Source organism: Bacillus sp. FSL K6-3154 (assembly GCF_040869395.1).
Taxonomy (GTDB): Bacteria; Bacillota; Bacilli; order Bacillales; family Bacillaceae; genus Bacillus; species Bacillus safensis.
Genome location: NZ_CP152033.1, coordinates 1169445 through 1183548, shown reverse-complemented (window position 1 = coordinate 1183548; position 14104 = coordinate 1169445). Strand labels below are relative to the sequence as shown.

At 41.4% G+C, this 14104-nt stretch carries 12 protein-coding genes; 10 read left to right on the top strand and 2 right to left on the bottom strand.

Annotation, left to right across the window (positions count from 1 at the left end):
* Positions 1–26: 26 nt before the first annotated feature.
* Positions 27–908: a UTP--glucose-1-phosphate uridylyltransferase GalU gene (gene galU / locus MHH61_RS06345; protein ID WP_095409693.1), complete on the bottom strand. Its 882-nt coding sequence runs from the start codon at positions 906–908 to the stop codon at positions 27–29.
* Between the two features lie 241 nt (positions 909–1149).
* Between galU and wecB the strand changes: the two genes are divergently transcribed.
* On the top strand, positions 1150–2289 hold the full coding sequence (gene wecB / locus MHH61_RS06340; RefSeq protein ID WP_024426271.1) for a non-hydrolyzing UDP-N-acetylglucosamine 2-epimerase: 1140 nt from the start codon (positions 1150–1152) through the stop codon (positions 2287–2289).
* Between the two features lie 33 nt (positions 2290–2322).
* Here wecB and MHH61_RS06335 read toward each other — a convergent pair whose 3' ends face one another.
* Positions 2323–3243 (bottom strand): LytR family transcriptional regulator, encoded by a 921-nt coding sequence (locus MHH61_RS06335; protein WP_024423641.1) that lies wholly within the window; start codon positions 3241–3243, stop codon positions 2323–2325.
* 182 nt (positions 3244–3425) lie between these two features.
* Here MHH61_RS06335 and MHH61_RS06330 point away from each other — a divergent pair, with 182 nt between their 5' ends.
* The 9 genes from MHH61_RS06330 to MHH61_RS06290 all read left to right on the top strand — a co-directional run bounded on the left by MHH61_RS06330 (position 3426) and on the right by MHH61_RS06290 (position 14070).
* The gene (locus tag MHH61_RS06330) at positions 3426–3749 is read left to right on the top strand and encodes a hypothetical protein (RefSeq protein WP_025093953.1); all 324 of its coding nucleotides are present in this window, start codon (positions 3426–3428) and stop codon (positions 3747–3749) included.
* Positions 3750–3773: 24 nt separating this feature from the next.
* Entirely contained in the window at positions 3774–5882 is a 2109-nt protein-coding gene (locus MHH61_RS06325) for a SpoIID/LytB domain-containing protein (protein WP_125585949.1), read from the top strand.
* A gap of 23 nt (positions 5883–5905) precedes the next feature.
* On the top strand, positions 5906–7396 hold the full coding sequence (locus tag MHH61_RS06320) for an N-acetylmuramoyl-L-alanine amidase (RefSeq protein WP_024423639.1): 1491 nt from the start codon (positions 5906–5908) through the stop codon (positions 7394–7396).
* Positions 7397–7605: 209 nt separating this feature from the next.
* Positions 7606–8199 (top strand): hypothetical protein, encoded by a 594-nt coding sequence (locus tag MHH61_RS06315; protein WP_241218530.1) that lies wholly within the window; start codon positions 7606–7608, stop codon positions 8197–8199.
* Between the two features lie 199 nt (positions 8200–8398).
* Positions 8399–9058 (top strand): exopolysaccharide biosynthesis polyprenyl glycosylphosphotransferase, encoded by a 660-nt coding sequence (locus MHH61_RS06310; RefSeq protein WP_024423636.1) that lies wholly within the window; start codon positions 8399–8401, stop codon positions 9056–9058.
* A gap of 18 nt (positions 9059–9076) precedes the next feature.
* Positions 9077–10528: an MOP flippase family protein gene (locus tag MHH61_RS06305; RefSeq protein WP_125585953.1), complete on the top strand. Its 1452-nt coding sequence runs from the start codon at positions 9077–9079 to the stop codon at positions 10526–10528.
* A complete protein-coding gene (locus tag MHH61_RS06300; protein WP_125585955.1) occupies positions 10525–11709 on the top strand; it encodes a glycosyltransferase in 1185 nt (394 codons plus the stop codon). Before MHH61_RS06305 ends, MHH61_RS06300 begins: the two co-directional genes overlap by 4 nt.
* A 79-nt stretch (positions 11710–11788) precedes the next feature.
* Entirely contained in the window at positions 11789–13126 is a 1338-nt protein-coding gene (locus tag MHH61_RS06295; protein ID WP_125585957.1) for a UDP-glucose/GDP-mannose dehydrogenase family protein, read from the top strand.
* A gap of 14 nt (positions 13127–13140) precedes the next feature.
* Positions 13141–14070 (top strand): NAD-dependent epimerase/dehydratase family protein, encoded by a 930-nt coding sequence (locus MHH61_RS06290; protein ID WP_125585959.1) that lies wholly within the window; start codon positions 13141–13143, stop codon positions 14068–14070.
* The last annotated feature ends 34 nt before the right edge of the window (positions 14071–14104 follow it).

Below are 14104 nucleotides of genomic sequence, written 5' to 3'. Positions count from 1 at the left end.
AAAGCTGCCGATGCTGGCAGCTTTTTTTAATTCACTTCTTCTTTTTCGAGAAGCTGTTTCATAAATGGAATGAGTTTCTTTTTCAATTCTTCATCTTGAAGAGCGAATTCAAGCGTAGTTTCAATGAAGCCTTGCTTCTCACCGACATCATATCGTTTTCCTTCGAAATCATAGGCGAATACGCGCTGGATGTCATTTAGCTTTTGAATGGCATCTGTCAGCTGAATTTCTCCGCCTGCACCAATCTCTTGCTGTTCAAGGTACATAAAGATCTCTGGCGTGAAAATGTAGCGCCCTAAGATGGCTAGGTTCGATGGTGCTGTTCCTTGCGGCGGCTTTTCAACAAAGTTTTTAACTTGGTAGCGGCGTCCTTCTTGAGTAAGAGGGTCAATGATCCCGTAGCGATGCGTATCGCTGTCTGCTACTTGCTGAACACCAATGACAGATGATAAAGTTTTTTCGTATTCATCCATTAGCTGACGCAGTCCAGGTGTTTCGGCTTGAACAATGTCATCACCTAATAAAACAGCAAAAGGCTCATCACCGATAAAATTGCGTGCACACCAAACAGCATGTCCAAGACCTTTTGGTTCTTTTTGACGAATGTAGTGAATATCAGCAATGTTAGAAGATTTCCTTACTTTTTCTAACAGCTCCTTTTTCCCTTTTTCCTCTAGGTTACGCTCAAGTTCTGGAGCAAAATCAAAATGATCTTCAATTGCTCTTTTTCCTTTTCCAGTGACGATAATAATGTCTTCGATACCTGATTCAACAGCTTCTTCAATAATATATTGAATGGTTGGTTTATCAACGATTGGGAGCATCTCTTTAGGCATGGCTTTTGTTGCAGGGAGGAAACGTGTCCCAAGACCTGCAGCTGGTATAATAGCTTTACGTACTTTTTTCAATGTATTTTGCACCGTCCTTAAATACTGATGTGAAAATTAAGAGAATACCACTAAATTCTACCTTACTTTTAAAAGTAATCAAATAAATTTATGATGTTTAAAGTAATTTTAATAGAAAATTGTAAATATAAACAATCAGATCTGTGAAATTTTTATTAATTTTAGCATGGTTAGTTTATCATTCGAAGAGATCTTTTGTATAATAAAAACAATATGTATTGATGGAAAGAGGCGTAAACAAGTGAAAAAACTAAATGTAATGACTATTTTCGGTACTAGACCTGAAGCAATCAAAATGGCACCACTTGTCCTTGAACTGAATAAACATCCACAGATAAATTCGATTGTTACTGTAACAGCTCAGCATAGAGAAATGCTTGATCAAGTCCTTGAGGCTTTTTCTATTACGCCAGATCATGATTTAAACATCATGAAGCAGCGCCAGACATTATCCGAAATCACATCAAATGCACTCTTGAAACTAGATCAACTATTCCAAGAGGAAAAACCTGATATTGTCCTTGTTCATGGAGACACAACAACAACCTTTGCAGGAAGCTTGGCCGCATTCTACCACCAAATTTCAGTCGGTCACGTTGAAGCGGGTTTAAGAACACACAATAAATACTCGCCGTTCCCTGAAGAATTGAACCGACAAATGACAGGCACTATTGCTGATATTCATTTTGCTCCCACAAATGAGGCAAAGCAGAATCTTTTAATTGAAAATAAAAAAGAAGAGACGATTTGTGTGACGGGGAATACTGCGATTGATGCGTTGCAAACAACGGTTACAGAACAGTATGAGCACCCTATTTTAGAGAAAATAGGCACAGATAAAATGATCTTGTTAACGGCTCATCGCAGGGAGAATCTCGGCCAGCCGATGAAAAACATGTTTAGAGCGATTAGACGTATTGTAGAAGAGTTTGAAGATGTTCAGGTTGTATATCCTGTACATTTAAACCCTGCTGTTCGTGATGCGGCTCAAACAGAATTCAGTGATCTTGATCGTGTGCACTTAATTGAGCCGCTTGAAGTCGTTGATTTCCATAACTTCGCTGCTGCCTCACACTTTATATTAACGGACTCTGGCGGTGTACAAGAGGAGGCGCCTTCTCTAGGGAAGCCAGTATTAGTGCTGCGTGATACAACAGAACGTCCTGAAGGTGTGAAAGCTGGCACGCTTAAGCTCGCGGGTACAGATGAAGAGACCATTTACAACATGGCAAAACAGCTGTTAGTCGATCAGAAAGAGTACGACAACATGTCGAAGGCGTCTAATCCATATGGTGATGGACAAGCATCAAAACGAATTGTCGAAGAGCTTCTCCATCGTTTTGGATTGAGTGAAGAAAAACCAGTTCCATTTCAATCATAAAAAAAGAAGACTACATTTCTGTAGTCTTCTTTTTTACTGCTCCAAACTTTCCTTCAATTCCTTCTTCACATTCGCAAGGCTGCTGTCATCAAGCTGGTAGTAATAAATGTTATTGATACGTGTGCCTGATCCTTTCAACTCGTGCTGCTTCACATGCTGTCTTGCATCACGATAATCATTCATCATCGTCCACATATCATCAAATGACATGTTTGTCTTCATATTATTTTCTACGACTTTGAACATATCGCCGAATTTCGTAATAGATGAAATGTTGGCACCTTTTGCAATGATGCCTTCAATGACCTGACGCTGTCTTTGCTGACGTCCGAAGTCACCTTTTGGATCTTGCTTTCTCATTCTCGTATAGGCAAGGGCTTGATCCCCATTCAGGTTAATTTCGCCTGTACCAAATGAATGGCCGTCATAACTAAATGCAAACGTGCTATTTACTGTAATGCCGCCAAGTGTATCAACAATATCCTTGAAGCTTTCCATGTTCACTTTGACAAAGTAATCAACAGGTACATCAAGCAGTTCCTCTACAGTATCTGCTGCCATTTGTGTACCGCCGAATGCATAGGAGTGGTTGATTTTATCCATTGTGCCTTTTCCGACAATCTTCGTATACGTATCACGCGGGATACTCACCATCTCGGTCGTTTTCGTTTTCGGATTTACTGTCATGTATATTAATGTATCTGCACGGCCTCGGTCATTTTTTCGTTCATCGACACCCATGACTAAAATAGAAATCGGGTCTTTCTTACTTAAATCGACATCTTTGTCACGCTTATCTGACTTCTTTAAATTCTCCTGAATCCCTGCGACGGTCGATGCTGCTGTGTTCCAAAGATGATATGCGTATCCGCCAGTTGCTAATACGAATAAGCCAATAATCGATAAAACAATCCAAAGAACCTTTTTCTTCTTTCTTTTTCTTTCAGCTCTCATAATGTCCCTCACCTTTTCTATGATTCTTCCATGATTATAGGTTTACGAATCTTGATAAACAAGTTATTTTTTTACTCTGAACCTAGATATAGACGTTGTAACAAAAAAAAGGTTTCAAAAAACCTTAAATTTACCTTAAAATAATAACTTATAAGACGATACAAAGACATGAGGTGAAAAAAATGAAGAAAATCGTCGTTTTACCGTTCTTAATACTGCTACTAGGTATCGTGCTCACAGCATGTGGAACGGCTGAGCAGTCCTCAGGAGAAAACAAGACAAGCAGTTCAACTCCTCAGGTACTGGAAGAGAAAGCTGAATTTATTGGAATGGCTGATGCACATACAGTCGAAGTGAAAAAAGTGAATACGACCCTAAGCTATGAATTTACGGAAAATTTTAAAGATGTGTTAAATGAATTTAAACCAGGAGACACAGTAGAAATCTCTTACTTTATTAATGACAATGGTCAAAAGGAAATCCAGAAGATTGAAAAACAGAAGTAAAAAAGATGGGCGGGATGAACAAAATTGAAGAAAACAGGCGTTACACTAATCGTTCTCATGATACTGACTCTACTAATTGCACCCTTTCAGTCTGCCATGGCAAGCTCGGCAATTTCAGTGAAATTGTCTAATTATATCGGAAACAAAACAAGCATAGATATCTCAACAACTGGGGAATACAAGCTATCAGGATCAAATGTTGCTGTGACGAAAAGATATGACGGCAAAAATAGATACGAAGTAGCCAACAGCATCGCATCTGCTGGCTGGAAAAATCCATCAACTGTTGTCATTGTCAGTCGTGATGCATTTGATCATGCAATTTCTGTATCACCGTTAGCATACAAACTGGGCGCACCTATTTTGTATACGAATATTGAAAAACTGACGAAAACAACAGAAAACCAGCTCAAGAAAATGAAGCCGGATAACATTCTGATTGTCGGAAATACGAAAAGCATTTCAACAGCTGCTGAGAAGTCTATTAAAAAGTATGGCAAAGTCAGACGTATTAGTGGAAAAGATAAGTTTGAAATCTCCCAAAAAATCGCTAAAGAAATGGGTAACTATAAGCAAGCTGTCGTTGTCGGCGGGAACTCATTTATGAATGGGATTGCCATTGCATCCTACGCATCGAGAAAGGGATACCCTATCCTGTTAACAAAAAAAGATTCCATTCCGTCTTATAGAATGCCAAGTAAAGTGATCATCATCGGCAGTACGAAAAGTACTGGACAAAAAGTTGAAAATCAAATCAAAAAAACCTCACAGGTGACAAGAATCAGCGGTGCCAATCGCTATGAATTATCTGTGAATATTATAAAGAAATTAAATATTAATGCAGATAAAGTTTATTTGGCAAAAGCCTCTAGCTATATTTATGCGATGCCGCTGTCTCAATTGGCTGCAAAATCTAACAGTACGGTTGTGTATGTAAAGCCCGATTCTGTCACAGCGTCTTTAAAAGCACTGCTGAAGGAAAAAGGTACATATGCTTATCATCTTGCTGGCAGCACAAGTGCGATTAAAGATAGCTTGAAAAATTCATTAACCAAACAAGTCTATCTGAAAAAAAATCAAAACTACCAATTGAATATTTCTAACGGAAAAATTTCATTAAAAGGCATAAAGACGTATAACACAGTAAGAGTTGTTCCTGAGAAATATTCAACGAAAAATGTCCTTCAAATTGCAGGAAAGCCGTACTTGGGCAGTGTAAACTTTGCAATTGAATCAGGGTATATCAGGCCAACTCTCGAAAATATTCCATTTGAAGACTATCTAAAAGGTGTAGTACCAAATGAAATGCCTGCAAGCTGGAATGTTGAAGCGTTAAAAGCACAGGCGGTTGCCGCTAGAACGTATTCGGTGAAAAGTATTGGCAAAGTCGTCCCTGATACAACAGCCTTCCAAGTATATGGGGGATATAACTGGTACACAAATTCGACAAAAGCTGTCGATGCTACAAAAGGAAAGGTTCTGAAATACAACAATCAGCTCATTTCAGCAACCTATTACTCTAGCAATGGCGGTTATACAGAGGCAAGTGAAGAAGTATGGGGAAATGCACTGCCATACTTAGTGGCCAAAAAGGATCCAAAAGATCCAGTCAATCCATGGACACTGAAACTCTCTAAAAAACAACTAGGCACGACATGGACTGCTAGCACAGCAGCATCTGAGTGGTCTAAAGCAAAAGAGACAAATGCAGCTGACCTTGCAGGCCTGAAATCATGGCTGCTCAAAAACAAAGAAACTGCTGCATCTGATATGAAAATCGCATCGATCTCAAGCCTGACGTTCTCAGGGAAAACAAAAGGACAGCGTGCGAAGACGGTATCGATCAAACTGACATACCACCTGAAAAACAAAACAGGCACATATTCGGTAAACAAAAGCACAACGGCAAGTATGAAGATGACCGAGTTTCGATCAGTCATGGGCGCAACAAAGGTGAAAAGCACGTTTGCGTCAGTCAAAAACAATACAAATGACTTCACGATTTCAGGAAAAGGATATGGCCACGGCATTGGTATGAGCCAATACGGAGCTAAAGCGAGAGCTGAATCTGGAAACTCATATTCTTCCATACTCTCGTTCTACTATCCAGGTACAAAACTAACAAACTATTAAAGGGAAAAAGGAGGACATAGAAGATGCGCTCAATGATGAAAACAGCCATCCTCAGCCTCATCGCCATTTTCGTTATCGTTCCAACAGCATTGGCAGACAATTCAGTCTCAAGAATTGATGGCGGGAGCAGATATGCTGTAGCGGCAAATGTAGCGAAAAAAGGATGGGGAACTGCAAGTACAGTCGTTTTAGTAGGGAAAACTGCGTATGCAGATGCAACAGCAGGAATTCCACTTGCATATCAAAAAAATGGACCAGTTCTTTACACAAACAGTAAAAGCCTTTCGGGTGATACAAAGAAAGCCTTAACTTCATTAAAAACAAAGACGGTGATCGTTTTAGGCAGCACATCAAGTGTGTCAAACAACGTGGTCAACCAAGTGAAGAAAATGGGCATCTCCACACAGCGTATTTCAGGAAAAAACCGATATGAGCTATCTGCCAATATCGCGAAAAAAATGAAAAAGCCAGCAGGCGTCGTTGTCGTTGAGGGTTCTTTCTATGCACATGGGATTGCGATTGCACCTGTAGCAGCTCAAAAAGGATTCCCAATTCTATATACAGATAAAAAGGGACTTCGTTCTGAAATCGCTTCTGTTGCAAAAGCAAGCAATGTGAAACAAACCATTGTAGTCGGCGGAGAGAATTACGTCACAAAAGCAGCTTATAACCAATTGAAATCACCAACACGGATCAAAGGCTCGACTCGTTATGATGTCGCGGCAAATATTGTGAAAAAGTACAATATGAGTGTCAATAATACCTATGTAGGAAGAGGATTTGGTTATGCCACTTCATCTTCTGCTGCAGGCATTGCAGCGAAGCAAAACAAAGCATTGCTTCTAACGAATGAAAAGACACTGCCAAAAGTAACAAGAGCAACAGTGAGCAGTAAGAAAATCACCAAATTTACTGTCGTAGGCAGTACAAATACAGTGACACCAACTGTTGTGAACCAGTTGAAAAACCCGGCTGTTGGTAAAAAAGTATTCATTGATCCAGGTCATGGCGCGCATGATTCAGGAGCTGTAGGATACGGATTATATGAAAAGAATTTGAATTTAGATGTAGCAAAGCGTTTAAATACGAAATTAAACAACGCTGGTGCACTTGTGACCATGTCAAGAACATCAGACACATTTGATAGTCTTCAAACACGAGTGAGCAAAGGTGCGTCAGCAAATGCAGATATCTTTATCAGTGTCCATGCGAACTCAAACGATAACAGCAGTGCAAATGGAACAGAAACGTATTATGACAAAACCTATGCGGCTGCAAACAGCCTGAAGCTGGCGCAAAACATCCAGCCTAAAATGGTCAGCGCACTAGGTACAAGAGACCGTGGTGTGAAAACAGCTGGCTTCTACGTCATTAAATATTCTAAGATGCCGAGCGTTCTTTTGGAAACTGGTTTTGTTTCCAGTCCAGTTGATTCAAACATCTTGAAATCTGCTACGTATAAAGATCGATTAGCGTCAGGCATTTCAAGCGGTGTGTCAGGTTATTTTAGATAAGAAAACACAAACCTGAGGGGTGCCTCAGATACTCCTCTTAGGCTGCTCGAGAACGTACTCGGCAGCCTTTTTTCAAAAGTCGATGAAGAAACATTGTCAAGTTAAAAATACATTTCATTTTTGGTTATGTTTGTTATAATTGAAACATAGAAGGTGAATGGTTTACACATAAATCTTCAAACGACAGCAAACCGACAAATCATGAAGAGGTGACGATCTTGAAAAAATTAATCACAATGCCGTTTCTAGTATTGCTTCTAGGAGTATTGCTCACAGCGTGCGGCACAACAAATCAATCAAGCGATAACAAAAAGGATGACAGCAAAAAAGAAACAACTGAAGCAGCCGATCAAAACAAAGATAAGGCTGCGGACGAAAAATCAGAAGATCAATCATCAAATGAAAAAGCAGATGATCAAAGTAAAGAAACAGCTGCTCAAAAAGAAGAGCCGGCAAGTCAATCTGATGAAGAGGCAAAAGACAGCTCAAGCAAAGAAATTACAAAAGAAGAACCTGCTAAAGACCAATCAAAAGCTGACTCAAAAGGTGACTCTAAAACAAAGAAAGAATCAACGACTAGTAAGAAAAATGAAATCACCAAAGAAGGCACATATGTCGGTTTGGCTGATGGACATACAATTGCTGTCAACATTGACGGCAAAGAAGTAGCTATTCAATTCGGAAATACATTTTCTAAACAAGTGAACAGCTTAAAAGAAGAATCAAAAGTGAAAGTAACCTATACAAAAGATGCAAACGGAACACTTCGATTAAAAACGATCGAATCTGTAAAAGCAAAATAAAGAAAAGACCCGGAGACCCGCAGAATTGCGGGTCTTTTTTACGTTCAAAAGGGCATAACTTGATATAAGTGCACATTCTTAACACAGTTTTACAAGACTTAACAGCGCATTTACATTTGCTTAATGTTGCTCTGCTAAACTGACTTTCATAGAACATCTCTTTACACAACAACTACTTTGAATGGTGAGGTGCAGGTCAGTGAGTGCAGAGAAAGCGATGAATCTTTACAGAGAATATGAAGTGAGACGAAATCACTCTTTTGCCTTAACAGAACATATGGTTCGTTATTTATTTGCAAAACGTTTCATAGATTTAATGTTCTCGTTCATCGGATTGATGTTGAGTACGCCAATCATTTTGCTGTTTGCTCTTTTGATTAAGCTGGAAACACCAGGACCAGCCTTTTATATGCAGGAAAGGGTCGGGAAAGACGGTGTTTACTTTAAATTATGGAAGCTCAGATCGATGAGAATTGACGCAGAAAGCGGAGGAGCGAAATGGGCGCAAAAAAATGACCCACGTATCACCAAAGTGGGGGCATTCATCCGTAAAACAAGAATTGATGAACTTCCGCAATTTATCAACGTGTTAAAAGGAGAAATGAGTATCGTAGGCCCTCGTCCAGAAAGACCGATGTTTACCGCAGAATTTAATCGGACGATTCCAGGCTTCACAAAAAGATTGGCAGTAAAGCCGGGGCTGACAGGTCTTGCTCAAGTAAATGGCGGATATGAAATGAGTCCAAGTGAAAAATTAACACACGACTTACAGTATATTCAAAACTTGACATTTTCTCTCGACACGAAGATTATGGTAAAAACGTTAAAAGTCATCATGACTGGTGACGGAGCCAGATAAGTAAAGTAGGGAAGAGAAATGGCAAGTATGAAAAAACGCATGCTAGGCGGGGCAAAATGGACAAGCTTGTCCGCATTGATCATCACCATTATCCAAATCGCACAGTTCGCCTTTTTAGGGAACGTGATGTCACTCAAGGAGTTTGGACTTGTTGGCATGATCACAACTGTCACAATATTTACGCAGATTTTGCTTGATCTAGGAATTGGGGCAGCGATCATTCAAAAGGAACAAACGACAGAACGTCAATTATCTACATTATATTGGATTAACCTGCTCACAGGGATTATCTTGTTTTGTCTGCTCATTCTGCTAAGCCCAATGATAGCCGCTTTTTATAACCGGCCAGAGCTAGAAGGTCTGCTCAAGCTATTATCGATCATGTTTCTGATCGCACCGATTGGCCAGCAGTACCAGTATATGATGCAAAAAGACTTAGCCTTTAAAACATTAAGCACCATTGAAACCATTGCAACCATCATATCGCTGCTCGTTTTACTCGTTTTCGCCTTCTTTATGAATCCGATTATCGCCTATGTCATTTCTCAAGTGCTGCTGCAATCAGGAAAAGGTCTCATGTATGCAGCGGCTTATTGGAAGAAGTGGCGTCCAGCACCTGTTTTTGCATTAGGAGAGGTGAAGGAATTTTTCTCATTCGGTGCATTCCAGCTCGCATCCAGACTGGTCAACCGAGCAGGATCGAATATCGACATGATTTTAATCGGCCGGTTTCTTGGAGCGGAAGCGTTAGGTATTTACAGCTTGGCGTATCAAATTGTAACAATACCCGTGCTGAAGATAAATCCGATTGTGACGAGAGTGGCTTTCCCAGTTTTCGCAAAAAGTCAGCGGGATCACTCCATGCTGCGAGAGGGCTTCCTAAGTATGACGAATATGCTCGCATTGGTTAGTTTTCCATTATTAATCGGCCTTGCTGCCGTATCAGACAGCTTTATTGAAGTCGTGTTTGGAGAGAAATGGCTAGTAGCGGTTCCGGTTATAAATATATTGTGCATTGTCGGCCTGCTGCGTGTGCTGATGAATCCAAACGGTTCAATACTCCTTGCAAAAGGGAGAGCGGACTTAGCCTTTTATTGGGATACGGGGATGCTTATCGTATATGGCTGCGCATTATATGCAGGTGTCACTACAGGCAGTCTGCTCACAGTAGCTTGGATCTACTCAGGTGTCAGCCTGCTCAACTTTATTGTCGGCAGATGGCTCATGGCATATGTCATTCAGCTTGATATGAAGGTGTATTTAAAATCACTTGGAAAACCTGCTGTCATGACGCTGCTCATGGCTGTCTGTGCGGTAGCTTTACATCAAGGGATGAAGCTGACGACAGCAGATATTTCACTTCAATTACTACTGACTGTTTGTGTCAGTGCTGCATTGTATGGCTTGCTGCTCATCAAAATGTATCCGCAGGCTGCAGGCAAATTATTGAGAAGAGGTCGTTCGTCATGAAGGTGCTATGGCTGACAAGTGTATATCCTAGTGAAAAACATCCGAGTGAGGGCGTGTTTCATGAAACGCAAGTGCAGGAGCTGCTCAAACAAGGAATAGAAGTGACTGTCATTTGTCCTAATCCAGTGAATCCGCCGATTTTACGGATGCTCAAGGCATCCTATCGGCAGAAAAGGGATCTGCCTGAACAGGAAGTGAGGAACGGAGTGAAGGTTTACAGACCGCCTTATCCAGCGCTCCCTGGACAGCTGAAATGGGCGCAGCCGAGTAAACGAATAGCGGCTTCCGTTCTCAGAGCAATGCAGCGTCATCAGTTGTCACCAGATTTTATCCATGCGCACTTTGCCATGCCGTCTGGCGGAGCGGCGGCTGTTATTCAGAAAGAAACGAAAATCCCTTATCTTCTGACCTTGCACGGCAGTGATGTGAACGTATATCCGAACTATAGCAAAGGGGCGAAGGCAGCCTTTGAAACGGCGGTGAGGCAGGCATCTGCTGTTCTGACAGTGAGTGAGGAGCTGGCTAAAAAGACAAATGAGATGACGAAGGTAGAAGCAAAATGTCTTCCGCTTGGTATTCCGCTCCGATCATTTTCCGGAACGGAAGAAGGTCAAGAAGGCATCAGAAAGCACTTACGTTTACCGCTTCAAGATAAGCTCGTTGTTTTCGTCGGGCGTTTAGTGAAAGAGAAGGGCTTGCTTGAATTAGCTGATGCTGTCAGCAGCATGGATGGAGTGAAAGCAGTTTTTGTTGGAAAAGGCCCCCTTGCAAAGGAACTCAAGGAACGGGCGGGGGCATCTATTATACTCCCAGGGCAGGTGCCGAATGAGCAGGTGAGAGACTACTTAATGGCAGCTGATCTGTTTGCACTCCCTTCCTACAGTGAAGGAATGCCAACCGTCGTTCTAGAAGCGCTCGCTTTAAAAGTACCTGTCATTGCAACACGGGTTGGTGGTCTCCCATCCTTATTTTCAACCTATCAACACCTGCTCGTTGAACCGCGTTCGACGCGTCAGCTGAAAGAGGCGATTCACGCCTGCCTTTATGAAAACAGATGGAATGAAGAAGTGAAGAACGATCTTCATGAAATGGTTCATACAGAATATTCATCAGAACATAATGCGAAGCATCTCATTCAGCAATATGAGAAGGTGTTCAATCAATCAACATCCATCGTTTAAACAAGATGAAATGTGCAAAGAATGATAGATAGATAAACAGCTTGGAACGGACAATATGCTTTTACTGAGAGGATGAAAAATGTTGAAGAAAATTGCTGTGATTGGAACAGGTTATGTCGGGTTAGTATCGGGTACTTGTTTTGCTGATATCGGAAATCGTGTCATCTGCTGTGACATCGATGAATCAAAAATCAACAGCTTAAAAAGTGGTGTCGTTCCCATTTATGAACCAGGTTTAAAAGAATTGATTGAAAAGAATACAGAAGAAGGAAGACTGTTTTTTACAACGAATATTCCTGCCGCTATTAGGGAATCAGAGATTATCTATATTGCCGTAGGGACACCGATGACAACACAGGGGGAAGCAGATTTAACGTATGTGAAGGCTGTCGCTCAAACGATCGGTGAACAAATGAATGGCTATAAAATCATTGTCAATAAAAGCACAGTGCCCGTTGGAACAGGCCGTCTCGTTCAAGCCATTGTGGAAAAGGCATCGCGCAGTAAATATCCTTTTGATGTCGTATCCAATCCAGAGTTTCTCCGAGAAGGCTCAGCGATTCAAGATACGATGAATATGGAGCGGGCGGTCATTGGTTCGACTAGCACTCATGCCTCTAGCATCATCAAAAGACTGCATGATCCGTTTCAAACAGAGGTTGTAGAGACCAACTTAGAAAGTGCAGAAATGATTAAGTATGCTGCAAATGCCATGCTTGCCACAAAAATCTCATTTATTAATGACATTGCAAATATTTGCGAAAGGGTAGGTGCTGACGTTGAAAAAGTCAGTGAAGGAGTTGGATTAGACAGCCGAATCGGGCATAAATTTTTAAAAGCAGGCATTGGATTTGGAGGTTCTTGTTTCCCGAAAGACACGATGGCTCTTCTCAAAATTGCCGAAACATCCGGATACCGGTTCAAGCTGATTGAATCTGTCATTGAAACGAACAACAACCAAAGAGCCCACCTGGTCAGCAAATTGATGAGTGTGTTCGGTGATATTAAAGGAAAAACCATTTCTGTCTTAGGCCTTGCCTTTAAACCGAATACGAATGATATGCGTTCAGCGCCTGCACTAGATATTATCCCAATGCTGAGAGAGCTGGGGGCTTTTGTGAAAGCCTATGATCCGATTGCTTATGTAGAAGCTGAACGTGAGCTTGGCCCGCAGGCAGTTTTCAGCAACGACCTGTACGAAACAGTAAAAGATACAGATGCCTGTCTCATCCTAACAGAATGGGATGACGTACAGAGGATGGATAAAGACCAGCTCAAGCAGCTGCTTCGTTCGCCGATTGTAATTGATGGAAGGAATTTGTTTGATCCAGCAGAAATGAAAGAGAGAGGATTTATTTACCAGTCTATCGGCCGCCCAAGTGTATGGGAAGCAGAATTGGTATCGAAGGCACAATAACAGGGGGAGCTTGGATGAAGAAAGTATTGGTTACTGGGGGAAGCGGATTTATTGGATCACATACGGTAGAGGCTTTACTAGAAAAAGGCTATGAGCCCATCGTTCTTGATAACTTTTCAACTGGATCTCGAGAAAATATTGCCCATCTTTCCGTGCAATGCATGGAGGCAGATATCACAAAGCCAGCGACGATTGATTTGATCAAACAAATCGCACCGGATTATATCATTCATCTTGCAGCACAAGTAAGTGTAGCCGTTTCCGTTCAGGATTTCGTACATGACGAAGAGGTCAATATAAAAGGATCTCTGCACGTCATGAAAGCTGCGGCTGAAGCAGGAGTGGAAAAAGTCATCTTTGCCTCATCGGCAGCTGTCTATGGAGACCCGGTGTATTTGCCAGTAGACACCGCTCACCGGCTGAAGCCTGGTTCACCTTATGGCTTAGCAAAATTGACAGTAGAGCGGTATTTAGAAATGGCAAAATCACTCTATGATGTGGACTATTGTATTCTCAGGTATAGCAATGTATATGGTCCGCGCCAAGATGCACTTGGCGAAGGCGGTGTTGTCTCTATTTTCTCTGATAAGTTTGCAAAGGATGAGGCTCCTTTTATCTTTGGAGATGGGGAACAAACAAGAGACTTTATCTATGTGGGTGATCTAGCGGCAGCGAATGTTGCGGCTTTAACAGCCCAATCAAACGTTTGTTTAAATATTTCATGTGGTGATTCCATCACTGTGAATGAACTGTTTCAAACGATGAAACGGGTAACGAGATCACAGCTTGAACCGATTTACAAGCCGCAGCGTGCAGGAGATATCGTGCATAGTACATTGGCAAATGAGGAAACGAAACAAGTCTTAGCATGGGAGCCTGTTGTGAGTTTACAGGAAGGTTTGGCTCGTACCATTTCCTACTATAAACAGGAAGTCAAGGCTTAATCCCTCAAATCGGATGGGTTGCTTAGGAGGAAAA